The organism is Streptomyces sp. NRRL F-5122 (assembly GCF_001507435.1).
In the GTDB taxonomy this organism is placed as follows: Bacteria; Actinomycetota; Actinomycetes; order Streptomycetales; family Streptomycetaceae; genus Streptomyces; species Streptomyces lannensis.
This window is the reverse complement of sequence record NZ_LMWH01000117.1, coordinates 77,624-101,428: the sequence shown is the minus strand read 5'-3', so window position 1 is coordinate 101,428 and position 23,805 is coordinate 77,624. Positions and strand designations below refer to the sequence as shown.

Annotated in this window: 21 protein-coding genes and 2 pseudogenes; 19 read left to right on the top strand and 4 right to left on the bottom strand. The window is 68.8% G+C overall.

The features are described 5' to 3' along the window. Positions 1-298: 298 nt before the first annotated feature. From ADL25_RS50515 to ADL25_RS15320, 9 genes are all read left to right on the top strand, one after another. Positions 299-583 carry a general stress protein gene (locus tag ADL25_RS50515; protein WP_234380923.1) on the top strand — a complete coding sequence of 95 codons (285 nt, stop codon included), beginning with the start codon at positions 299-301 and terminating at the stop codon, positions 581-583. A gap of 229 nt (positions 584-812) precedes the next feature. Beyond that, complete coding sequence (gene dnaK / locus ADL25_RS15355; RefSeq protein WP_059128290.1) at positions 813-2,717, top strand: molecular chaperone DnaK; 1,905 nt, start codon at positions 813-815, stop codon at positions 2,715-2,717. A 10-nt stretch (positions 2,718-2,727) separates the two neighbouring features. After that, positions 2,728-3,312: a nucleotide exchange factor GrpE gene (locus ADL25_RS15350; protein WP_059128289.1), complete on the top strand. Its 585-nt coding sequence runs from the start codon at positions 2,728-2,730 to the stop codon at positions 3,310-3,312. A 6-nt stretch (positions 3,313-3,318) separates the two neighbouring features. Further along, positions 3,319-4,272, top strand: a complete 954-nt coding sequence (locus ADL25_RS15345; protein WP_059128288.1) for a DnaJ C-terminal domain-containing protein — start codon at positions 3,319-3,321, stop codon at positions 4,270-4,272. Then, positions 4,269-4,676: a chaperone modulator CbpM gene (locus ADL25_RS15340; RefSeq protein ID WP_059128287.1), complete on the top strand. Its 408-nt coding sequence runs from the start codon at positions 4,269-4,271 to the stop codon at positions 4,674-4,676. The genes ADL25_RS15345 and ADL25_RS15340 overlap by 4 nt, the downstream gene beginning before the upstream one ends. Next, positions 4,667-7,306, top strand: a complete 2,640-nt coding sequence (clpB, locus tag ADL25_RS15335; protein ID WP_059128286.1) for an ATP-dependent chaperone ClpB — start codon at positions 4,667-4,669, stop codon at positions 7,304-7,306. Before ADL25_RS15340 ends, clpB begins: the two co-directional genes overlap by 10 nt. Then, positions 7,303-7,761: a thioredoxin gene (gene trxA / locus ADL25_RS15330; RefSeq protein ID WP_059128285.1), complete on the top strand. Its 459-nt coding sequence runs from the start codon at positions 7,303-7,305 to the stop codon at positions 7,759-7,761. The genes clpB and trxA overlap by 4 nt, the downstream gene beginning before the upstream one ends. A gap of 391 nt (positions 7,762-8,152) precedes the next feature. After that, positions 8,153-8,653 (top strand): Hsp20/alpha crystallin family protein, encoded by a 501-nt coding sequence (locus ADL25_RS15325; protein ID WP_059128284.1) that lies wholly within the window; start codon positions 8,153-8,155, stop codon positions 8,651-8,653. A 72-nt stretch (positions 8,654-8,725) separates the two neighbouring features. Further along, positions 8,726-9,154, top strand: a complete 429-nt coding sequence (locus ADL25_RS15320) for a DUF2267 domain-containing protein (protein WP_059128283.1) — start codon at positions 8,726-8,728, stop codon at positions 9,152-9,154. Positions 9,155-9,538: 384 nt separating this feature from the next. Here ADL25_RS15320 and ADL25_RS15315 read toward each other — a convergent pair whose 3' ends face one another. Beyond that, positions 9,539-9,988 (bottom strand): DUF1931 family protein, encoded by a 450-nt coding sequence (locus tag ADL25_RS15315; RefSeq protein WP_059128282.1) that lies wholly within the window; start codon positions 9,986-9,988, stop codon positions 9,539-9,541. Between the two features lie 169 nt (positions 9,989-10,157). Here ADL25_RS15315 and ADL25_RS50510 point away from each other — a divergent pair. The 8 genes and pseudogenes from ADL25_RS50510 to ADL25_RS15280 all read left to right on the top strand — a co-directional run. Beyond that, positions 10,158-10,676, top strand: a pseudogene (locus ADL25_RS50510) (Hsp70 family protein); the annotation flags it as partial. A gap of 167 nt (positions 10,677-10,843) precedes the next feature. Then, the gene (locus tag ADL25_RS50505) at positions 10,844-11,305 is read left to right on the top strand and encodes an Hsp70 family protein (RefSeq protein ID WP_234380922.1); all 462 of its coding nucleotides are present in this window, start codon (positions 10,844-10,846) and stop codon (positions 11,303-11,305) included. A gap of 29 nt (positions 11,306-11,334) precedes the next feature. Then, positions 11,335-11,598, top strand: coding sequence for a UBP-type zinc finger domain-containing protein (locus tag ADL25_RS15305; protein WP_059128280.1), 264 nt, complete (start codon positions 11,335-11,337; stop codon positions 11,596-11,598). Beyond that, a complete protein-coding gene (locus tag ADL25_RS15300; protein ID WP_059128279.1) occupies positions 11,598-13,364 on the top strand; it encodes an FAD-dependent oxidoreductase in 1,767 nt (588 codons plus the stop codon). The genes ADL25_RS15305 and ADL25_RS15300 overlap by 1 nt, the downstream gene beginning before the upstream one ends. 116 nt (positions 13,365-13,480) lie before the next feature. Continuing rightward, complete coding sequence (locus ADL25_RS15295) at positions 13,481-13,678, top strand: hypothetical protein (RefSeq protein ID WP_059128278.1); 198 nt, start codon at positions 13,481-13,483, stop codon at positions 13,676-13,678. A 540-nt stretch (positions 13,679-14,218) separates the two neighbouring features. After that, positions 14,219-15,340 (top strand): hypothetical protein, encoded by a 1,122-nt coding sequence (locus ADL25_RS15290; protein WP_079050370.1) that lies wholly within the window; start codon positions 14,219-14,221, stop codon positions 15,338-15,340. 304 nt (positions 15,341-15,644) lie between these two features. Next, positions 15,645-16,820, top strand: a complete 1,176-nt coding sequence (locus ADL25_RS15285) for a glutathione-independent formaldehyde dehydrogenase (protein ID WP_059128277.1) — start codon at positions 15,645-15,647, stop codon at positions 16,818-16,820. Between the two features lie 663 nt (positions 16,821-17,483). Next, positions 17,484-19,663: pseudogene (locus ADL25_RS15280) on the top strand (FUSC family protein). Here the strand turns inward: ADL25_RS15280 and ADL25_RS15275 are convergent. Continuing rightward, a complete protein-coding gene (locus tag ADL25_RS15275) occupies positions 19,637-20,173 on the bottom strand; it encodes a phosphate-starvation-inducible PsiE family protein (protein ID WP_059128276.1) in 537 nt (178 codons plus the stop codon). The pseudogene ADL25_RS15280 and the gene ADL25_RS15275 sit on opposite strands and share 27 nt — an antisense overlap. Before the next feature lie 622 nt (positions 20,174-20,795). On the opposite strand from ADL25_RS15275, the gene ADL25_RS15270 reads away from it, so the two are divergent. Both ADL25_RS15270 and ADL25_RS15265 read left to right on the top strand, forming a co-directional pair. Then, a complete protein-coding gene (locus tag ADL25_RS15270; protein ID WP_059128275.1) occupies positions 20,796-21,227 on the top strand; it encodes an NfeD family protein in 432 nt (143 codons plus the stop codon). A gap of 4 nt (positions 21,228-21,231) precedes the next feature. Beyond that, positions 21,232-22,275: an SPFH domain-containing protein gene (locus tag ADL25_RS15265; protein ID WP_059128274.1), complete on the top strand. Its 1,044-nt coding sequence runs from the start codon at positions 21,232-21,234 to the stop codon at positions 22,273-22,275. Positions 22,276-22,449: 174 nt separating this feature from the next. On the opposite strand, the gene ADL25_RS15260 is transcribed toward ADL25_RS15265, so the two are convergent. Then, entirely contained in the window at positions 22,450-22,728 is a 279-nt protein-coding gene (locus ADL25_RS15260; protein ID WP_059128273.1) for a hypothetical protein, read from the bottom strand. Positions 22,729-23,087: 359 nt separating this feature from the next. After that, positions 23,088-23,534, bottom strand: a complete 447-nt coding sequence (locus tag ADL25_RS48980) for a DUF5994 family protein (RefSeq protein ID WP_059128272.1) — start codon at positions 23,532-23,534, stop codon at positions 23,088-23,090. Between the last annotated feature and the right edge of the window lie 271 nt (positions 23,535-23,805).

The window sequence follows — 23,805 nt, the reverse complement described above, 5'->3', positions numbered from 1 at the left end:
GCCTGGCGCTGCCCCACGGGAGGCCCCCCTCCCGGTCGGAGCGGTGGTACAGGCTGTATACCCGACTGCCGGACATGGGATCACTCCGTTCTCCCGAGCCGTCTGGGAGGCGAGCGGTGTTCCGGGTACCCGCTCTCCGGCAGGCTCATCCGAGATGTTGGGATTCTTCCTCTAGTACTCGTGGGGCGACCGGACCCGCGCATTTCTGACTCGCCAGGCGCAGGCGTGGAACCACTCGGCTCGCCACCCTGAGAAGTGTTCGAACCCCTCCGTGCGCATCGGCAGGAAGGGCTGGGCGATGACCGAGCAGAATGGCAGGCCGGTTGCCTCGTACAAGACGTACTGGGAAGCCGAACGCGCCGTTGACCACCTCTCTGACCATGGGTTTCCCGTGGAGGGGGTGGCGATCATCGGCGAGGACGTGCGCCTGGTCGAGCAGGTGATCGGCCGGGTGGACTACGGCAGGGCCGCCCTTCACGGGGCGGCGAGCGGTGCGCTCCCGGGTGTCCTGATCGGCTGGCTGTTCGGCCTTGTGAACTGGCTCGACCCCGTCGTCTCCGGCTCCTCGCTCTGTGCGGGTTGATCTTCGGAGCTGTCGTCGGCGCGCTGCTTGGTATGCCGCTGCAGGGCCGTCGCCAGGCTTTCTCCTCGCTCCGCTCGATGCAGCCGAGCCGGTAGGAGGTCGTCGTGGTCGCTGACGTGGCTGTGTGGCTGATCGGCGCGCTGCAGACCACGGGCGGAGGTCCCATCCATACCTGAACGAACGTGATTCGGAGAGTCGGCGCAGGCCGCCGCACCAGGAGGAGATCTTCATGGCGAAGGCAGTGGGCATCGACCTGGGCACCACCAACTCGGTGATAGCTGTGTGGGAGGGCGGCGAGCCATCAGTCGTGCCCAACAGCGAGGGCAACCGCACGACACCGTCCGTGGTGGCCTTCACCGACACCGGCGAGCGACTGGTGGGCCAGCTGGCCCGGCGCCAGGCGATCCTCAACCCGAAGGGCACCATCTACTCGGCCAAGCGGTTCATCGGCCGGCACTTCGACGAGATCTCCGACGAGGCCAAGGCGGTGGCGTACGACGTCGTCGAGGGCGACGGCGGGGCGGCCCGCTTCAAGGTGCGGGACAAGCTGTACGCGCCTGAGGAGATCAGCGCACAGGTGCTGCGCAAACTCGCTGACGACGCCTCCAAGCAGCTGGGGGAACGGGTCACGGAGGCGGTCATCACGGTGCCCGCGTACTTCAACGACGCTCAGCGGACCGCCACCAAGGACGCCGGACGGATCGCGGGCCTGGAGGTGTTGCGGATCATCAACGAGCCGACGGCGGCTGCCCTCGCGTACGGCATGGACAAGAAGCAGCATGAGACCGTCCTCGTCTTCGACCTGGGCGGCGGCACCTTCGACGTGAGCATCCTCGACGTCGGCGACGGCGTGGTGGAGGTGCGCTCCACCGCCGGCGACAGTCACCTGGGCGGCGACGACTTCGACCGGCGTCTGGTGGATTACCTCGCGGACGACTTCCAGAAGGAGAACGGCATCGACCTGCGCAAGGACCCGCAGGCGCTGCAGCGACTGTTCGAGGCGGCGGAGAAGGCCAAGACCGAGCTCAGTTCGGTGACGCAGACGCAGGTCAGCCTGCCGTTCATCACCGCCGACGCGTCGGGCCCCAAGCACCTCACCGCCTCGATCATGCGGTCCACGTTCGAGCAGATCAGCGGCGACCTGGTGGAGCGGTGTCTGGGACCGGTCCAGCAGGCCATGGCTGACGCCAAGGTCGGCGAGAGCGACATCGACGAGGTCATCCTCGTGGGCGGTTCCACACGTATCCCGGCGGTCCAGGCCCTGGTCCGCCGGCTGACGGGTGGCAAGGAACCCAACATGAGTGTCAACCCCGATGAGGTCGTGGCGCTGGGCGCCGCGATCCAGGCTGGAGTGCTCAAGGGCGAGGTCAAGGACGTCCTGCTGCTCGACGTCACACCCTTGTCGCTGGGCGTGGAGACGCGCGGCGGAGTGATGACGAAGATCATCGAGCGGAACACCACCATCCCGGTGCGCCGTACGGAGACCTTCTCCACCGCTGAGGACAACCAGCCGGCCGTCGATGTGGTGGTCCTCCAGGGCGAGCGCGAACGGGCCGCCGACAACCGGGTGCTGGGCCGGTTCCAGCTCACCGACATCCGGCCGGCGCCGCGGGGCGAACCGCAGATCGAGGTCACCTTCGACGTCGACGCCAATGGCATCCTCAACGTCAAGGCCCGCGACCGGGACACTGGCAAGGAACAGGGCATCACCATCAGCGAGAGCTCCAACCTCGACCGCAGTGAGGTCGAACGCATGGTCCAGGAGGCCGAAAGCAACCGGGGCCAGGACCAGGTACTCCGCGAGGCCGTCGACGCCCGTAACGAACTCGACGCGATCGCCTACCAGGTCGAGAAGCGTCTCACCGAACTGGGCGACGCAGCGCCCGCGCACGAAAAGGCGCGAGCCGAGATGCTGGTGGCAGAGGCCCGCGACGCGGTCAAGAACGAGGCTGGAGTGGACAAGGTCAGGCCGCTGATTTCCGAACTCCAGCAGATCTACGCCGGGCTCGCCGCCCACCAGGCCGGAGCCGCGGCGGCGAGTGGTCCGTCGGACACCACCGGGCCGGACGGCTCCGGGCAGGGCGGTGCCGGCGCCGACGAAGACGTGATCGACGCCGAGTTCGACAAGGGCTGAGGTACCCGCCATGCCGATCCCCCCCCAGGACCGAGCGTCCGACCTGCCGCCCGAAGGCGCCGCACAACCGTCGCAGGGCGACCTGCCTGAGCCCGCGTCGCCGGCCACGGAGGCCGAACCGGGGCCCGACGCGGCCACCGGTCCGGCCGGGGCCGAAGACGAGTACGCGGCCGCGCTGAAAGAGGTCGAGGACCGCTGGCGTCGTGCCCTCGCCGACCTCGACAATCTTCGCAAGCGTCACGCCAGGGAACTGGACCGGGAGCGCGCGGTCGAACGCGCCCGCACGGCTGCGGCCTTCCTTCCCGTCGTAGACAACCTCGAACTGGCCCTAAACCACGCGGGCTCCGACCCCGGGGCGATCGTCGAGGGGGTCCGCGCTGTGCGCGACCAGGCCGTGTCCATCCTCGAACGCCTCGGCTACGAGCGTCACGCCGAGACCGGCGTCCCGTTCGACCCCTCCCGACACGAGGTCGTCGGCGTGGTCCAGGACCCCGACGCCCCACCGGGCACGGTCGTCGAGGTGCTGCGCCCCGGCTACGGCGAGGTCGAACGGCAGCTGAGGCCGGCCGCCGTGACTGTCGCGAAGCGGGAGTGAGCGGCCATGGCGCGGGACTTCTACGAGGTGCTCGGCGTGTCGCGCAACGCCGACAAGGACGAGATCCAGCAGGCGTATCGCAAGCTGGCCCGCAGGTACCACCCCGACGTCAACAAGGACCCGGGGGCGGAGGAACGCTTCAAGGACCTCAACGAGGCGTACAGCGTCCTGTCGGATCCGAAGACCCGGGCCCGCTACGACCGCTTCGGCGAGGACTTCCGCAAGATCCCCGAGGACTTCGACGAACGGGTCGCGGCCGGAGCGGGCGGCGGCTTCCGCGCTCGGGGCACCGCGGGCGCGGGCGGCCCCCGTGTCCGATACGCCACCGGCTTCGGCGACGACTTCGGAGCGGAGGGCATCGACATCGAGGACCTGCTCGGCTCCATGTTCGGAGCCGGCGCCGCCCGAGGCGGCGTCCCCGGAGCGGACCAGGAGGCCGAACTGCCGCTCACCGTCGAGGAGGCGTACCGAGGCGGCCGTCGCACCGTCACGCTCGCCGGTCCCACCGGGCAGCCGCGGCGGTACGAGGTCGACGTGCCGCCGGGCGTCACCGACGGGCAGCGCATCCGGCTGGCGGGTGAGGGCGCCCGGGGCAGTGGTGACGCCGCTGCGGGCGACCTGTACCTGCGGGTACGTTTCCGGCCCCACCCCCGGTTCCGGCTGGACGGCCGCGACGTGCACATCCAGGTCCCGGTCGCCCCCTGGGAGGCGGCCCTGGGTGCGACCGTGCCGGTGCCCACGCCCGGCGGCGGCACGGCCAAGGTCACGGTGCCCGCGGGCTCGTCCAGCGGCCGGCGGCTGCGGCTGCGTGGCGAGGGCATGCCGAACCCGCGCGGCGCGAACGGCGACCTGTACGCCGAACTCCGCATCATGGTGCCGCCCACCCTCGGCGACCGGGAGCGCGAACTGTTCGAGGAGCTCGCCGCCACTTCCTCGTTCGACCCCAGGAGGACGCGATGAACGAACGACCCTCGGGAGCAGCAGGCATCGACAGGGCCGGCGTGGGCGCCCGTCCGGTACGAACGGGCGCCGACCTCACCGCCTCGACGGCTGTCCGGTACGCGATCGTGCCGGTGCCCAGGCTCTCTCTGCAGACCGTGGCCCGCCGCTCCGGCGTCCATCCCGACCTCATCCGCCGGTTCGTCGCTCTGGGCCTGGTCGAGGCCGAGCGCGACGCCTCCGGAGGGCTGGTGTTCGAACCCACGGCACCGGCCGCCCTCGCCCGCGTCCAGCGGCTGCGCACCGGGCTGTGCCTCAACTACGCATCCATCGGCCTGGTGCTCGACCTGCTCGACCGCATCAGCATGCTCGAAGCCGCCCTGCGCCGCGCCGGTACGAGGAGTGAAACACCCCCATGGACATGAACCGTCTCACCCAGAAGTCCCAGGAAGCCCTCCAGGAGGCCCAGAGCGCGGCCGTCCGCATGGGGCAGACCGAGGTCGACGGGGAACACCTGCTGCTCGCGCTTCTCGATCAGGAGGACGGTCTGATCCCGCGGTTGTTGCAACAGGCCGGCACCGAGCCGGAGGAGCTGCGCGCGGCCGTGCGCGAGGAACTCTCCCGTCGCCCGAAGGTCACCGGCCCCGGCGCGGCACCCGGCCAGGTCTTCGTCACCCAGCGCCTCGCCCGCCTGCTCGACGCCGCCGAACGGGAGGCCAAACGCCTCAAGGACGACTACGTGTCCGTTGAGCACCTGCTGCTCGCCCTGGCCGAGGAGGGCTCGGCGACCGCCGCCGGACGCCTGCTCAAGGAGCACGGCGTGACCCGGGATTCGTTCCTGAGCGCGCTCACCCAGGTCCGCGGCAACCAGCGAGTGACCTCCGCCAACCCCGAAGTGGCCTACGAGGCGCTGGAGAAGTACGGCCGCGACCTGGTCCTCGAGGCTGGGTCCGGGCGGCTGGACCCGGTCATCGGTCGTGACGGGGAGATCCGCCGGGTCACCCAGATCCTCAGCCGCAAGACCAAGAACAACCCCGTCCTCATCGGCGATCCCGGCGTCGGCAAGACCGCCATCGTCGAGGGCCTGGCCCAGCGCATCGTGCGCGGCGACGTACCCGAGGGCCTGCGCGACAAAACAGTGTTCGCCCTCGACATGGGCTCGCTCGTGGCCGGCGCCAAGTACCGCGGCGAATTCGAGGAACGCCTCAAGGCCGTCCTCAGCGAGGTCAAAGCAGCCCAGGGCAGGATCCTGCTCTTCATCGACGAACTGCACACCGTCGTCGGCGCGGGCGCCGCCGAGGGGGCGATGGACGCGGGCAACATGCTCAAGCCGATGCTCGCCCGCGGCGAACTCCACATGATCGGCGCCACCACCCTGGACGAGTACCGCAAGCACATCGAGAAGGACGCCGCCCTCGAACGCCGCTTCCAGCAGGTTCTTGTCGACGAGCCGAGCGTGGAGGACACCATCTCCATCCTGCGCGGACTGCGTGAACGCCTGGAGGTCTTCCACGGTGTGAAGATCCAGGACACCGCGCTGGTCTCCGCGGCCACCCTCAGCCATCGCTACATCACCGACCGGTTCCTGCCCGACAAGGCCATCGACCTGGTCGACGAGGCGTGCGCCCGGCTGCGTACCGAGATCGACTCGATGCCCGCCGAACTCGACGAGATCACCCGCCGCGTCACCCGCCTGGAGATCGAGGAGGCGGCCCTGTCCAAGGAGACCGACGCCGCCAGCAAGACTCGCCTGGAGGAGCTGCGCAGGGAACTGGCCGAACTGCGCGGCGAGGCGGATGCCAAACACGCCCAGTGGGAGGCCGAACGGCAGGCCATCCGCCGTGTGCAGGAACTGCGCCAAGAACTGGAGCAGGTCCGCCACGAAGCGGAGGAGGCCGAACGCGCCTACGACCTCAACCGCGCCGCCGAACTCCGCTACGGCCGCCTTCAGGACCTGGAGCGCCGACTCGCCGCAGAGGAGGAACAACTGGCCGCCAAACAAGGGCAGAACCGGCTGCTGCGCGAGGTCGTCACCGAGGAGGAGATCGCCGAGATCGTCGCCGCATGGACCGGCATCCCCGTCGCACGCCTCCAGGAAGGCGAACGCGAGAAACTGCTGCGCCTCGACGAGATCCTGCGCGAACGCGTCATCGGCCAGGACGAAGCCGTCAAGCTCGTCGCCGACGCCATCATCCGCGCCCGCTCCGGAATCCGCGACCCTCGCCGCCCCATCGGCTCGTTCATCTTCCTCGGCCCCACCGGCGTCGGAAAGACCGAGTTGGCCAAGACCCTCGCCCGGACCCTGTTCGACTCCGAGGAGAACATGGTCCGCCTCGACATGAGCGAGTACCAAGAGCGGCACACCGTCAGCCGGCTCATGGGCGCACCGCCCGGATACGTCGGCTACGAGGAAGGCGGCCAGCTCACCGAGGCGGTACGCCGCAAGCCGTACTCGGTTGTGCTGTTCGACGAGATCGAGAAGGCGCACACCGATGTCTTCAACACCCTGCTGCAGATCCTCGATGACGGCCGCATCACCGATGCTCAGGGCCGCACCGTCGACTTCCGCAACACCGTGATCATCATGACGTCCAACATCGGCTCCGAGCACCTCCTCGACGGCGCCACCGCCGAAGGTGAGATCAAGCCCGACGCCCGCGCCCTGGTGATGGGCGAGCTGCGCGGGCACTTCCGCCCGGAGTTCCTCAACCGCGTCGACGACATCGTGCTGTTCAAGCCACTCGGCGAGCGGCAGATCGAGCGGATCGTGGAGCTGCAGTTCGACGAACTGCGGCAGCGGCTGGCCGAGCGCCGCATCACCGTCGAACTCACCGACGCCGCCCGAAAAGTGATCGCCCACCAAGGCTACGACCCGGTGTACGGGGCCCGGCCACTGCGCCGCTACATCTCCCACGAGGTCGAGACACTGGTCGGACGCGCCCTGCTGCGCGGCGACGTCCAGGACGGCGCGACGGTCCGCGTCGACGCCGAACACGGAGAGCTGGTGGTCACCTACGACCAGCCCGAGGACGTGAAGGGAGCACGGGCGGCATGAGCACGATGCAGGCGGCGACCGTCAGTTGTCCGAACTGCGGGCGCACCAACCGGGTGCCCGTGGCCGCAGAGGGCCGCCCCAAGTGCGGTCACTGCAAGCAGGCCCTGCCCTGGATCGTCGACGCGAGCGACGACGACTTCGCCGAGGTCGCCGACAACGCCGCCCCGCCCGTCGTGGTCGATCTCTGGGCAACCTGGTGCGGCCCCTGCCGTATGGTCAGCCCCGCCCTCGAACAGGTCGCCCGGGAGCTCGCCGGACGGATCAAGCTCGTCAAGGTCGACGTCGACAAGAACCCCCGGGTCGGCCGGCGGTTCCAGGTGCAGGCGGTGCCGACCCTGCTCGTCCTCGACCATGGCGAGACGGTCGCCCGGCAGACCGGCGCGGCACCCGCGCACGTCCTGCGGTCGTGGGTTGAGCAGGCGGTGGCGGGCCGGCAAACCAGTGCAGGAGGATGAACACGATGGGCCGGCCACCTCGGAAGCCCCACGGAACGGCAGTCCCCGAGACTCCGGATTTTTACGGGGCGTATCCCCGGCTGACGGACGAACAGATCGGCCCACCCGCCGGTCATGGCCGCCACCAGGCAGTTCACGCCGGTCAGATCCTGATCAGCTCCCAGGCTCCCGCCGAGCGCGGCCCGACTAGACGCGAAGATCTCGAGCGGACCGTGGGGGGAGGACGGGCATGGGGCGCTGGACGCTTCCGTAAGGCACTGCGCGAGGCGGTCCGCGAATCGCGTGCGCAAAGCCTGCCCGATGACGTCAATGCTCCGACCGGCCGGTCCGCCGTGCCGGGCGAAGAAGGCGGTACGGCCGCGAACCCACGAGAAGACGGAGGTGATGGGCGATGACCTTGCCCGTCCGGCGCCACCGCGGTGGCGGAACGACGGAGCGGCCCGTTGGGTGGGCCCGCAATCCGCTGATGGAATTCGACGAGCTGCTCAACCAGATGAGCGGATTGCTCGAATCCACGGTGGGCGGCGCCGCGCCCGTGGCCGCGTGGACCCCCCTCGCGGACGTCACGGAGACCGATGACGCCTTTGAGGTCGAGATCGAACTTCCTGGCGTCAAGAGCAAGGACATCGACGTCGAGGCCAACGGACAGGAACTGGTGGTCACCGGAGAGATCAAGGAAAAGGAGCGCAAGGGCGTCCTGCGACGTGGTACCCGCCGGACCGGTGCCTTCGAGTACCGGCTGCGGCTGCCCGGAGAGGTGGACGCCGAAAAGGTCAAGGCGGAGATGTCGGGCGGTGTGCTTACGGTCACCGTCCCCAAGGCGGAGGTCGCCAAGCCCCGTCACGTCCAGATCACCGAGAGCGGCGAGCGCGGCGAGAGCGGCGGTCGTTGAGCCGAGGAGCTCGGCGGTGCGGGACAACGGTCCGGCACCGCCGGGCGCTCCGGGAGCGAAAGGGGCCATGAGATGACCGAAACGGGTTTCTCCTCGTTCGACACCATGGTGGATAGGGCTAACCGGCTCCTCAGGGAAATCGAGCAGGCCAACGGATGGCCCAAGGAACGCCGGAAGCAGTCCTACGCCGCACTGCGCGCCGTCCTACACCTGCTACGGGACCGGCTCTCCGTCGACGGGGCTGCGCACTTCGGGGCGCAGCTTCCGACCCTGATCCGCGGCATCTACTACGACGGATGGAGGCCGTCCGAGACTCCAGTGAAACTGAGCGGCGAGGAATTCCTCCAGCGTGTCCGGGACGACTTTCCCTACGCGGTCGACGGTGGTATCGAACGAGTCGTGCACACCGTGCTGGAGGCTCTGGAACGCCACGTCAGCGAAGGCGAGGGGGACCACCTCAAATCCGGTTTGCCGAAATCGCTGGCATCCGTGATGCCGTAGGCGCTCGGCAACCGAACCGCCCGGCAAGGAACGGGGGTACGTCACGGTGCGCAAGAAGACGGAAGGCGACGAGAAGGGTCGACGCAAGACGCCGGCCCGCGCGGCCCGCCTTGCCGGTCAGGCACTCGGCGACCAGCAGGTGACAACCGCCGCGTCGAGACTGCGGAGCCCCTGTCCGACCGGGACTCGGAGGAGTTCGACTGTGGACGCGGCGCTACAGCGGTGCCCTGGGCAGCCTGGCGCTGTTGGTGGAACTCTTGGCGGCACAGCACCCTGCACGTGAATGAGGTCCGGGAGCAGGCCAGCAGGATCGTTGCGGCAGCCGAGGAGGCATAGCGGTGACGTTGTTGGGCGGTGGCCTGCGCCACCGGGTCCGGTTGCCACTCACAACAGCAGGTCGAAGAGGGCTCGGGCCTCGTCCCAGTGCTGGGTCTGGGGGTTCTTCAGGTCGGGGTGGAGGATCTTGAAGGTCTGGGCGAGGGCCAGGCTGAGTCCGCCGATGATGTCCGGATAGGCAGCCTCGGTCTCCTCGTCGGGCGTGCGGTCCAGAGCGGGGTGGGTGGCGAGCTGTTCCAGGATCGGCTTGAGTTCTACTTCCTGGTCGATCTTCTGGAAGTGGTGGATGCTCTCCTGCAAGCCTTTCGTGATCGGTAGGTCACAGGTCCGGATGATGTCGCGCCCGTTGGCCTTGGCCGTGGCTTGGGCGACAGTCAGCAGGTCGTAGAGCTTGGCGTCGACGAAGTCGCTATAGCGCTTGAGATCGTTCTTGTCGACGTCCAGCCCCGCGGCCGCGCGGAAGAACCTTTCGAACCTGGCGATGGACATCACGGTCATGACGGCAACCTCCGGTGGCGGGCGCTGGGGTGGCTCCCGGCGCCTGGGCTTCCCAGTCAGCCTGGCCGACGGGGCGCGGGAACGCATGCGCATGTCGGGACCAATTAGCCTTCCTGAATTACCCTGCCAGGCCCAGGCGTCCCATTGCCCGGGATAATTGGACAGGCGTGTGAACCCGCGGGTGTGCCTATTTTTGCTATCTTTGTTTGTGTTGGCCGACTTGGACAGCCCGGTGAATTCGGGCCCGGGCGGGCGTAGGCCGCATGAACCCTGGCGCCGCGACGCCGGACCGGTTGGAGTGCCCAAAAGCCCGGGAAGCCGGTCTCGACGCGTCCTGCTCTCGGCCGGTGAACCGTTTGGCCATTGTTGCCGCACGCGGCGCTGCTGGCCCACCCCAGTACCAGGAGTTTCGACGAATGAGGCCTCCAACGGCCGAGGCAGTCGGAATCGACCTCGGCACGAACAATTCCGTGACGTCGCCTGGCAGGGCGGGGAGGCAGCGGTCATCACCGACGCCGCGGGCAGCCATACCACCACCCCGTCAGTCGTCGCCTTCACCCCCACTGGCGAACCCCTTGTCGGCCAGATCGCCCGCATGCAGGCGATCCCCAACCCGAAAGGAGCCATCTACCCCGCTAATTGTTTCCCCGTCCGCTGCCTCGACGAAGCCCACGACGAGGCCAAGGCTGACGGTTCCGAAATCGTCCCCGACGAGCACGGCAACGCGTGCGTCAGGATCCGCGACAAGCTGTGCGCGCCGGAGGGAGCGCGCGGCGACCTACGGAGGCCGGACCCAGCGGGCCTCGACGTGCTGCGCGATCAACGAGCTGACCGCGGCCGCACCTTGCCTTCGGTATGGACAAGAGGCAGCACGAGACCAGCCTCGTCTTCGGCCTGGTCGGCGGTACCTTCGACGTCGGTCTGGTCGACGTCAGCGATGGCCTGGTCGATGTGCGGTCCACGGCGAACGACAGCAACCTGTGCGGCGATGGCTCCGACCGGCGCCTGGTGGACCATCCGCCGACGAGTTCCAGCAGGAGAACGGCCACGAGCTGCGCAAGGCCCCAACACGCGCTGCAGCGGCTGTTCGAGGCTGTGGAAAGAGTCAAGACCGAGGTGAACTCGGGCACCCGCCTGGCGAGCTCAAGCTCGTCAAAAGGTCGACATCGACCGGTCGCCGGCGCTCGCGCAGCGGTTCCAAGTCGTGGCGGTGCCGACCCTGGTCCAGCTCGATACGGGAGGGGAGATGTCCCGTCGGGCGTCCCCGCCCCGGGGCTGAGCCGCTGGGTGGAGGAGACCATCGCGGGCCGCGGCTGAGCGGTCCCGCCCACGGAAGGAGCACTCTCATGGCCACGATTCCCGACCCGCACCTGGCGATGGTGCGCCCAGTGACTCCTCGTACCCCGGAGGGCTGTGAGGAGTGCCTCATGGAGCATTCCCCTTGGGTGCATCTGCGGCTCTGCCTCACCTGCGGCCACGTCGGCTGCTGCGACTCCTCGCCCCTCAAGCATGCCAGGCGGCACGCGGGCAGCGCCAATCACCCCGTGGTGCAGTCCTTCCAGCCGGGAGAGGACTGGCGCTGGTGCTACGTCCACGAGGCCATGGTCTGATGAGCACGGACGAGCACAATCATGGTGCGGTCCGCGAGACACCGGACCGGTACGGGGCTTTCCCGCGCTTGGCGCCGGAGCAACTGGAGGACCTGACCGCGCACGGTGAGCGCCGCAGGACCACCGAGGGCGAGGTGCTGTACCGCGAGGGCGAGCCGTTCCGGGAGTTCCTAGCGATCCTCAGCGGGACCGTCGAGATCCTCCACGACCACGGCGGGCCCGACGAGCGCACGGTGGCGGTGCACGGACCCGGCAGGTTCCTGGGTGAACTCGGGCTGCTGGAGGGCCAGGCGGCGTTCGATACCGCCGTGGTGCGCGAGGCGGGCGAGATCCTGACCATACCCGTGGAGCGGCAACGCGCCCTGGTCGGCCGCGACCCCGTCCTCGGCGACCTGATCCTCCGCGCTTACCTGGGCCGCAGGTATCTGCTCATCGGCCTCGGCGCCGGCTTCCGGATCCTGGGGTCGTGCTATTCACCGGACACGCTGCGGCTGCGTGAGTTCGCCGCCCGCAACCGGCTGCCCCACCGCTGGGTGGATCTGGAGAAGGACAAAGAGGCGGAGGCTCTGCTACGTCGTTTCTCCATCCGTCCCGAGGAGACTCCGGTGGTCATCTGGAAGGGCGAGCGGGTGCTGCGCAATCCGAGCAACACCGAACTCGCCCGGCTCATCGGGTTGCCCGCCCCCTCGCCGGAGACCGGGCAGTGCGACGTGATGGTGGTCGGTGCGGGCCCCGCGGGACTCGCCGCCGCCGTGTACGGTGCCTCCGACGGCCTCACCACGGTCACCGTCGACGCCGTGGCCACCGGAGGCCAAGCCGGAACCTCGTCTCGCATCGAGAACTACCTTGGCTTCCCGTCGGGCATCTCCGGGGGCGAGCTCATCGAACGCGCGGTGCTGCAGGCCCACAAGTTCGGTGCCCGCCTCATGGTGCCGGCCCAGGTCAGCGAGCTGACCCCGCAGGACGACGGGTACGTCGTCACCTTCACAGACGGGTCCCAGGCCCGGGCGAGCGCCGTGGTGCTCGCCTCAGGCGTGCGGTACCGCAGGCTCGAAGTGCCCGGCATCGACCGCTTGGACGGCATCAGCGTCTACTACGCGGCGACGATCCACGAGGCCAGTCTCTGCCAGGCGGATCCGGTCGCCGTGGTCGGCGGAGGGAACTCCGCCGGGCAGGCGGCGCTGTTCCTCGCGAACCATGCATCAAGGGTCCACCTCCTCGTCCGGGGCGGTGACCTCACCGCGGACATGTCGCGTTACCTGGTCGACCAGGTGGAACGGCACCCGAAGATCGAGGTACTGCTCCACACCGAAGTCCGGGGCCTCTCCGGGGAGGAGAAACTGGAGTCGCTGACGGTGGAGGACAACGCAAGTAGTGAGCGCCGGGAGTTGCGGGCCGCAGCGCTGTTCGTGTTCATCGGGGCCCGGCCGCGCACCGAATGGCTCAGGGGAGTGCTGGCCCTGGACGAGAAGGGCTTCGTCCTCACCGGCGCCGACGCCCATGCGGCGGCCGACGCCACCCGTTGGGCCTCGCTCGGCCGGGGCCCGTTGTTGCTGGAGACCACCCTTCCCGGGGTCTTCGCCGCCGGCGACGTCAGGAGCGGCTCGGTCAAGCGGGTGGCCTCAGCGACGGGTGAGGGTGCCATGGCGATCCGCCTCGTGCACGAGCACCGGGAAAAGACGGGCAACCTGGTCCGCACCGCAGGCCCCGAGGGACGTCGGCCGGTGGCGGGCCGGCCCGTGTCCCGGCGCTCACCCGCCCCCTGACGGACCCCGTAGACGGACCGGCGCACCCCCCGGCCCACCCCACTGCCGTCCCAGCAGGCGCCCATAGCACGGCCGCCGGTTCCCATGGACGTGATGAACCGGGCGAGGGAGAGGTGATGACCGGCATCGGGCTGGTGCCCGACAACAGGGCGCAACGACTGCGGTGCGAGCAGGAACGCCCGGTGATATGGACGAGCACGGACAACGTGGCGTACAGGCAGCCGATGCCGATGAACAAGATGATCACGGTGACGAGGTTGAACAGGCGGGCCTGCTGCCGGGCGATCCCGCTGCGCGGACGGTCCCACGGTTGATGGGCTACCAGCCAACCGACCAGCGCGGTGATCGACAGCAGGGTGAACACCGCGTCGCGGAGCGGCACCATGTAAAGGTGACCCGCAAGATGTCGCTGTTGGTAGGCCGAACGCCGCGGTGGCGATCACGCCGGCGAGCGCTCGGGAAAAGCCGGAGAACGGCAGCCAGGGCCGGTCGACGCGGGCCATCCCGCCTAGGTTAGCCGTGCGTTTGGATCATCGGATCGTTGGTCCGGGTGTGCCGTTGGCTGACGCGCAGGGGGCGCGGATCGAACCGTTACTCCCGAGCCGGACACCGAAGAGGGATGGCTGGTGGCGCAGCGTGCGGTGCGGGCCTGGGTGGCGCGGAGCGGGTGTTCGCGGTGGCGAACGCGAACGTGGCCCGGTGGTTGGAGCAGGCCCTGTAGGAGGAAGACGAGGAGATCTGGCCGTACCGCCTGCACCTGCTGGCGGGGGCCAGCGTGTCACGCGGCGTCGACATTACCTCGCGGGCATCCTGTGGGCACTTGCGATCGCGGGGGCAGCCGACGAGAAGGAGTCATGCGGGTGTCGTCTCAGGGCGTTACGGTCGTGGCTCTCCTGGCGGATCCGGACGCGCCCACGGAGATCGCGCAGCGCATGGCCCGGATACTTCCTGCTCGGCTCGCCGATAAGTCAGGCCAGGGGCGACGGTTCGACGTCGAGGTGGTCAGCGAGCCCTTCACCGCAGGGACAGAGGACCCGCCCACCTTGATGCGCCGGATCATGGACCGTGGAAGAGCGGAGAGTTGGGACATCGTCGTGGCCCTCACCGACCTTCCGCTGCACTCACACGGGCGCAAGGTCGTTGTTGATCTGAGTCACGAACACGGCTTGGCGCTGCTGTCTCTTCCTCCGCTGGGGGGCTTGCGTCTGCAGAGGAGGGCCCGGCGGGCCGTGGAAGAAGCCGTGCTCAGCTTGGCGGGACCGCGGGCCACCGGGGCTGAGGGACCTCCGCAGAACCAGCCGCTGTTGGGGCCCTTCGTCAGTCGTCTCGCGCCTGTTCACCCGGGCCAGGTCGGTGAGGAGGAGACCGCTGATCTTCGGTACGTCGTCAGCGGGCCCCGCGGTTACCTGAGGGTGCTCGTCGGTATGGTCCGCGCCAACCGGCCGTGGCGCTTGGTGCCGGGCTTGTCGAAAGCCCTGGCGGCCGCACTCGCCACGGGAGCAGTCGCCACTGTGAACTCCACCATCTGGAGCCTGGCCGAGTCCCTGAGCACGCCACGCCTCGTGATCGCCACGGTCGGGTCCGTCGCGCTGATGACCGGCTGGCTGATCGTGGACGCACAGCTGTGGCATCGATCAGCAGAGGTCTCGCCGGAGGCGAGGCAGAGGGCGAGGCTCTACAACGCCTCGACGGTCATGACCGTGGGTATCGGGGTGCTCGTCTGCTACGGGGGTTTGATCGTCATCAACTTGGTGTGGGCTCTGTTCATCGTCAACGACCGAGTGTTCGCTTCCGTCACACGAACCCCGTTGCATGCCACGGAATACTTGACGTTGTCATGGTTCGTCGCTTCGGTCGCCACCGTGGGCGGCGCGCTGGGATCCGGCCTGGAGAGCGACGAGGCGATCCGGGCAGCCGCCTACTCGAAGCGCGAACAGGAACGTCGCCACATGCTCCAGAACGACCACGGTGACTAGCTGGTGACCTGGGTCGGAGATGCGTGGTCGGTGGTCGTCCGGGTCCGAAGATTCCGGGTCTGTCGGTGCGTGGCCGTTTCGCGTCGGGGGCCGAGGGGGACCCGGACAGCACGCCGCCGCAGCGCCGAAGCTCCGCCTGGCGGGTCGGCGGCGGCACCACCGTTCCACCTGAACCGGGTGAACGGCCCACAGAGGCATACCGGAGCCACGGACCCCGTCGCACGAACTCCCGGGAGTCTGGCTCTTTGCGCCGTCTCCATCACCGCCGTGCTGCGGTCATGCCGCGGCGCCGAAGGAGGCCATCATGAAAGCAGCGGTATACGAAGGCCCGCGAACGGTCACGGTGAAGGACGTACCGGACGCGAAGATCGAACACCCCTGCGACATCATCGTCAAGATCACCACCACCAACATCTGCGGTTCGGACCTGCACATGTACGAGGGCCGCACCTCGTTCGAGCCTGGCCGCACCCTGGGACACGAGAACATGGGCCAGGTCGTGGAGGTCGGCTCGGCCGTCCGCAAGGTCCAGGTCGGCCAGTACGTGGTCCTGCCCTTCAACATCGCCTGCGGCTTCTGCAAGCAGTGCGAGCGGGGTCTGACCAACTACTGCCTGACCATGCAGCCGGAACCGGCCCTCGCCGGAGCCGCCTATGGATTCGCCGACATGGGTCCCTACCAGGGCGGCCAGGCGGAACTGCTGCGCGTGCCTTACGGCGACTTCAACGCGCTGCGTCTGGGTGAGGACGCCGCCGAGCGGCAGACCGACTATGTGATGCTCGCCGACATCTTCCCCACCGGCTATCACGCCACCGAGATGGCCCACGTCAAGCCGGGCGACCAGACGATCGTCTTCGGGGCCGGTCCCGTCGGGTTGATGGCGGCCTACTCGGCCCTCCTCAAGGGCGCCGGGCGCGTCTGGGTGGCCGACTTCCAGCCCGACCGGCTGCGCAAGGCGGAGGAGATTGGGGCCATCCCGATCAACACCGCCGAGCAGAAGCCGGCGGAGGTCGTCAAGGAGGCGACCCTCGGTCTGGGCGCCGACAACGGCTGTGAGTGCGTCGGCTACCAGGCGCACGACCCCGAGGGACACGAGGACGCCAGCCTCACGCTCAACGGACTGATCGACTCGGTCAGGTTCACGGGCGACATCGGAGTGGTGGGCGTGTTCCTGCCCGAGGACCCCGGCGGTGCCGAGGCCCAGGGGGAGCTGGAGGCGCAAGGCAAGGTCCCGATCGACTTCGGCATGATGTGGTTCAAGGGCCAGCACATGGGCACCGGGCAGGCGCCGGTGAAGAGGTACAACCGGGCGCTGCGGGATCTGATCGCCGGCGAGAAGGCAACACCGAGCTTCGTCGTCTCCCACGAACTCAGCCTGGGCGAGGCCCCCATCGCCTACGAGCACTTCGACGCCCGTGACGAGGGCTGGACCAAGGTGGTCCTGCATCCGAACGGACACGGGAACGGCCAGAAGCGGTAAGGGACCCGAGGGCCGCCGTCCGCCTGCTCTCCCCTCCGGACCGGTCCGGCCGACGAGCGGCGATCGCGCCGGCTCCGGCCGGGGCAGACGGGCGGCGATCGCTTGCCTCCCGGTCGGACCTGAACCAGCGCGCACGGTCGTGGAGTCAACGGAGACGGCCAAGTTGAGGTCCTCCTCGGCGTAGGCCTGAACCATGAAGGTGAACACGCGTTCCCAGGTGATGTCGGTGGCCTACATCCGCGGCCGGTAGTAGCGCCTGGCCAGTTGCCGTACTTCTCGGGCAGGTGCACCCACTGCGTCCCCGTCGACGGGCGACGCGCCTCAGGCTGAGCAAGGGCCGCGGCAGCGCGATGTGCGCCGGCGGGTGATCATGGCGATGACGGGACTGGTGTTGTCCCGGCAGGGCAGCTCCGTCACCCTTCTTCACCCTTCGCGACCCCCGGCCATCCCGGAGCGGTCACGAGGACGATGTCGAGCCGCAGCCGCTGGGACTGAACAGACGGAGCTAGGGGTGGTCACCCTCTAAGTGACCTCTAAGCGAGGATGCCGGTTTGTGAGTGCAGGTCAGGCCTGGGTTACGCGCCCGCCGAGCACAGGCGCAGCCAAGGAGGCGGCGGCGCGGCCGACGCGACCCGGCAGGACGTTCCGGCTAGGCTCACACCCGTGACGTGGCTGCGGGCCTTCGGGGAGGTCGTGCGATCCGGGCTCACGATCGAGGAGACGCGGCTGGAGCCCCTGCTCGCGCTGCGCACGGCCGCTGGAGTGGCGATCGTCATCGGGCCGGCGCTGTGGCTGGTCTCCCCTTCATACGCCGCGTCCGCTGCCCTCGGTGCCTACTCCGCGGGTGGGGCCACCTTCCAGCGCACCTGGCGTCCACGCAAGGTGATCGCGCTCGGCGCGGGGGCGGGTCTGGCGCTCAGCACCTTCGTGGGCTACCTCGCGGCAGGGCGACTCGTGACGTTCCTCCCTCTGCTGGCCGTATGGGCCTTCCTCGCGGGCATGGCGTGGGCCGTCGGATCGACCGCTGGGATCGTCGCAGCGACGACGGTCGGCAGCATGCTGGTGACCATCACCCTGCCCACGAGCGGCGGCCGAGCCCTGGAGCATGCCGGGGTCATCGCCCTCGGAGGCGTGGCGCAGGCCGTGCTGATCCTGCTGTTCCCGATCCGCCGTTGGGGGGCACATCGTGACGCGCTCGCCGACGCCCTGGCCGCTGTGGCGGATTACGCCCGCCGGCTGCGGCACGACCCGAGCGCCCCGTTCGACCCGGAGCCGTTGATGACAGCCCGGGACGCGGCCGCCGTGACGCCGTCACAAGCCCGCACCCGTCCCCCCGTCCTCCACGGCCCCCGGGGCCTCGCCGAGCGCATTCGGCCGGTCGTCGCCGCGCTCGCCGACCCGGACGTCGGCGCCCCGGCGGAGGGACCCGGACGGGACCGCGCGCGGGAGTTGCTCAAAGCGGCCGCCGACGTCCTGGACGCGGCCGCCCGTTCGATTCGCCGCGGCACCCCCGCCAGCGTGCCGCCCGAAAGCGCTGACGTCCTGCGCGTCGACGAGGAGCACGAGGTACTGGAGGGGCCCGCCCGGCAGGCCGCCGAGCGGCTCGTGGAACTGCTCTGCGAGGCGTTGGAGGTCGCCAGGAGCGGCGGCGCCTCCAGGAAGACGCCCCCTCCTCCCGGTCCCGCGAGCGCGCAGTTCCTTATCCGGCCGACAATGTTCCGTCTACTCCCAGTTGTCGTCCGGGCGGTGCGAAGTGAGCTCCGCCGCGACTCGCCCGTGTTCCGGCACGCCGTCCGCCTGGCGGCGGTGGCCACGCTCGGCTATGTGATCGCCGCCCGGCTACCCCTGGGCCACGGCTACTGGGCGCCCATCGCCTCGGTGATGGTGATGCGACCGGACTTCCACCGGACGTACGCGCGTGCGGTGGCCCGTTTCGCCGGGACCCTGGCGGGGGTCGCCCTCGCTACCGGGATCGTCCGGGGCCTGGGCCCGGACGCCCATGTGTTCGGCGCGCTGGCGGTGGTCTCGGCGGGCCTGTCGTACACGTTGATCCGTACCGGCTACGCCTACTCCCAGTGCTTCACTGCCGCGTACGTCGTCTTCCTGCTCGGCATGGGCGGCCAGGCGTGGGAGCAGACGGTCCCGGAGCGGATGGTGCTCACCCTTCTCGGCGGGGTCCTGGCGATGCTGGCGTACGTGGTGTTTCCTGCGTGGGAGACGCCCCGGCTGCCGGGCCGGCTTGCGGACTGGCTCGCCGCCAACGGCCGCTACGCGGCCGCGGTGCTCCGCAGCTATGCCGAGCCGTCCCGGGAGCATCGCGCCGACATACGCAGGGCCCTGCTGGCGAGCAGGGAGGCACGTGCCGCCTGGCAGGAGGCCTTCGACCGCGCAAGGCAGGAACCGGTCCGCCCCACGGGCCTGACGTCGCGCGAGGCGGAGGAGGCGCAGGCGGCGCTCAAGCGGTTCGGCCGGGCGACGATGCTCATGGAGAGCCATGTCCCGCGAGCCGACAGCCATTTCGCCCCCGAGGCGGAGCGGTTCGCCGAGGCCCTGGAGGCGGACACCGCGCAGGCGGCAGTCGACGTGCGCGAGCACAGGAATCCGGACTGGGGGCGCGTGGAGGAGGCGCTCCACGCGTGGGAGGGCGCTGCCGCCGAGGACGGGAGCCCGGTGGTGCGGCGCGAGGCGGAACTGCAGAAGCGGGCCTTGGAGGACCTCGCGACGGCCGTGAGCCGCACACCCCTGGAACGGGACGTCGGGTCTGCTCGCGAGGAGCAGCGGGTGCGGGCGGCCGTGGCTGCGGAAGGTGTGACGGATCAGGACCCGCGCACCGGGGTCGGTGACGGCGCCGGCGACGGGGAGCGCCCCGCCTCCTTGAGCGGGAAGTAGTCTCCCGGCCGCGTGGAGCGCCGCCACACATACACCGCTGTCGCCATCACGAGGATCAGTCCCGCCAGGATGACCAGTTCGATCCCTTCGACGTTCCACCGGAAGGACTTCTCCGCCTCGGCCGTCACGATGAGCACCTTGCGGATGCCGGCAATCAGGCCGACGACGAGGAACGGCTCCGCGTCGAGGGTCTGGTTCCTGATGGTGAGGCGGACGGTGTGGAGCAGTTCGGCCACGATGAACAGCACAAGGCCGTTGTCCAGGGCGGAGAGAACGACTGTCTCCTCGCGGTACGGCCCCTGGATCGACCTGATGACGTCGCGGACGACCCCGACGCTCAGGAGCCCCGCGAGCAGTACGAGGAACGCCGCGACGACGAGGTGGATGCCGTCCTCGATGAGCTGCAGGAGGCCCTGTACCCGGCCGCCCTCGATCTTCGGGAGAATGGGTCGCACAGTCAGCATGCTAGGGGTGCCCCGGCCCGCAGGCACGGCGTGCTGTCGAACGGGTGGATCAGCGAACCCCTCTCTGTGGCCGCAGGGGCCTGCCCGCCAGCATCGATGGCACACGCCGACGACGAGCGCGGCATGCGTCCGGTGATGTCCTTGTTCAACGGCCGGCTGCGGCCCATTCAGGTCCGCGGCCAGCCCGCCGTCTCATGCCGCCAGGTGGGTCCCCCGCCCGCCCAGCATCATCGCGCGCACCGGCATCTCGAGCCGAGCTCACCCCACCGCCGGCGTCTGTCTCGACCAAGACGTCCCCACCTATGGGATCCCAGAATGGGTGCTGGTCCCGATTGCGGTCGCTGCGGAACACGGGAGATCGTGGAAGCAAGGATGCCGTTCCGGCTCGTTGATCATTGAGAGGAGGAACTGTGGCGTATTTCGACGACAGGCAGCTGAAGGATTTCGAAGAGCAGCTTGAGCAGAGCGACCCCCGACTCACCCAGGCCCTGGATCCTGGGCGCCCACGTCGGCGGGGAGAGTACAGGCACGCACCTGTCTTTCGAGCGGTGGCCCCGTCTCGGCGGCCAACGGGTGACCGTCCGCCTATTCGGGCACCCGCACCAGCCAAAAGAGGCATGCAATGGATCCATGGCTGATCTGGTTGATCACTGCAGCTGCGCTGGCAGTGGCGGAGATCTTCACTCTCACTGCTGCACTCGGAATGCTGGGGGCGGCCGCGTTGGTCACGGCGGGATTCGCCGCAGTCGGACTGCCGTTTCCTCTCCAATTCTTGGTGTTCACCGTCGTCGCCGTAGCCGGTGTGGTGTTCCTCCGCCCCATTGCGCTGCGACACCTGCTCCACCCCCAAGTGGAGCGGTTCGGTATAGACGCATTGGTCGGCAAGACTGCCTATGCCGTTTCGGAGGTGACGGGCATGGGCGGCAGGGTCCGCATCGACGGCGAGGAGTGGACAGCCCGCACCTACGACGAGACGCTGGTGATTCCTCCCGGAACGACCGTCGACGTCATCGAGATCAGCGGCACCACCGCACTCGTCTACCCCCGGGAGTGAAACGATGGATGCGCTCCTCATCGCCGGTGTGATCGTCGCGTTGATCGCGGTGTTCACCGTGATGCGGGCGGTCCGTATCGTGCCCCAGGCACGCGCTCGTAACGTCGAGCGACTCGGCCGCTACCAACGGACATTGAAACCCGGTCTCAACCTCGTCATCCCCTACATCGACCGCGTTCATCCGGAGATCGACCTACGGGAACAGGTCGTCTCCTTCAAGCCGCAACCGGTCATTACCGAGGACAATCTGGTCGTCGAGATCGACACCGTCCTTTATTTCCAGGTCACCGACCCACGAGCGGCCTTCTACGAGATCGCCAATTTCCTCCAGGCAGTCGAGCAGTTGACCGTCACCACCTTGCGGAACGTCGTGGGATCCATGGACCTGGAAAAGACTCTCACCTCCCGCGACGTCATCAACAGCCAACTCCGGGGCGTGCTGGACGAGGCCACGGGTAAGTGGGGACTCAGGGTCAACCGGGTCGAGATCAAGGCCATCGACCCCCCGCAGTCCATCAAGGACGCGATGCAGAAGCAGATGCGGGCCGAGCGGGACAAGCGGGCCGCGATTCTCGGGGCCGAAGGACAACGCCAGTCGCAAATTCTCACCGCTGAAGGCGACAAGCAGGCTGCTGTCCTTCGCGCGGAGGGCAATCGTAGCGCTGCGATCCTCCAGGCCGAGGGTCAGTCCCGCGCTATCGACGAGGTGTTCCAGGCCGTGCACCGTAACGACCCCGATCCGAAGCTGCTCGCCTACCAGTACCTCCAGATGCTGCCGCAACTGGCGCAAGGCTCGGGCAGTACCTTCTGGGTGATCCCCAGCGAGGTCACCTCCGCACTCCAGGGCGTGTCCCGGGCCTTCAGCGAGGTGCTTCCCCTGTCACCGGCCACCCGCGAGAAGTCGTCGGACGACATGGCTTCCAAAGCCGCCAACGACGCGGCCCAGGCCGCCGAAGCCGCGGCCGCGGCCGTCGCCGACGCAGCCAAAGCCGACAGCGTCGACGTCACCGATCCCTCCCGGCACCGACAGACTGAGCAGTACCGGTAAGTCCAGTCAAGCAGGATCAACTCGCCGGCGCCTCCGTCAGCCCTGGCGGAACCGCCGTTCGGCTGTCGACGCCTTATGCACACCACGGACGGGGCCTCGCCACGTCATCCGACGTGCGGTCTACGAGGCGGGATGGCGCGGCAGCCGAACATTCGAGGGCGATCCCTATCGGTCTCACTGAGGGGTCGACTCTGACTCCTCTTCCTCTTCCATGATCCGGATGCCGTCATGAGTCAGCGAGACGGTGGCGGGGGTCTTGTGCGATGTCCACTCGACAGTGATCAGACCTTCGCCGACGAGGAAGGCGCAGGCCGCGGTGAGATCTTCGTCGGGTACGTGGAGCTCGTCGCGGAGTGTCGCGCCACTGACTTCAGGGCGATTGCGTTCGACGGCCCCGTACAGAGATCGGAGAACCGCTTTGCGGTGGGCCTTGCGTTCATGGAGTGTCGTCATGGCTGTCGCTCCAGGCCTTGTGGCCGACGGTGCGGGCGATGATTGGGTATCGGGCTCCGCCGTGTGACCGTCTGGTCACGCATCGTCGCTGGGATCGTGTTCCGCGAACGACGATGCGCTCGAGGCCGGCCAGGACGGTGCGGGCTGCGCGGCGTGAGCGGTGTCGATGGTGAGGTGGAGACGGGTCGCCCCTTCTTGGCTGGCCGGGTAGCTGCGTTGCTCGGTTGAGTAGAAACAACAACGCGGTACTTGCGCGATGCGACGGGCGGCGGCTGCGGCAAGTGACGCCTGATCGGGCCCACCACCAACTGCCCGGCCATCGCCAGGGCGCCGACGGGCAGGTCCGGTGACGACTAGCGTCAGATCTTCACCGCCAGTCGGCCAGGCGGGCCGGAGGTGGCCTCGTTCGACGAGGAGGTGTCGCCGGCCTGTTCCCCCGTCACGAGTGCCGTCGCGGTCATCGGCGGGCCGGTGTGCGCGCTCGCAGCGGCCATCAGCCGGGCGGCCGAGGGGGCACTGGTCTCCGGGGGTATCACCATGAGGTCCCAGCGGCCCGCCGTATAGGACAGCAGCAGGATCCTGTGCGGATCCTGCTCCGACGTGAACGAACCGACCTCCACCACATGGCCGTTGACGAAGATCTTGCGCTGGAGGATCGGCCAGTAGCGCGGGTTGACGGCGACATGGGTGATCCGTCCCCACAGCGGATCCAGTACGTCCGCCAGAGCGGAGAGTTCGTGTGTCAGGTCACGCGACCGGGGCCACCAGGCGCCGTCCAGCTGGACGTGCCCCGGTGAAGGACTCACGGGTTTCAGTGCGAGGCGCGCGGTCGGGGCTCGGAAGGGAACGGCCCGTAGCGAGGGGTGAGAGGTGGTCGCGGACATCGCGCGAACCTGTCTCCGGACGTCTGCACGAGTGCAGCCGTCCGGTGTCGTTTTTCACCGGGAACGACACCGGCATCGGAGCCGGTGTGCGAAATACTCCCGATGAATTCACGCTACTCCCTGAAGAGGTCGAACGGACCACACCTGAACATGGCCTCATTTCCGTCGCCGGTAGTCCTTCGTGGAGCGGCTG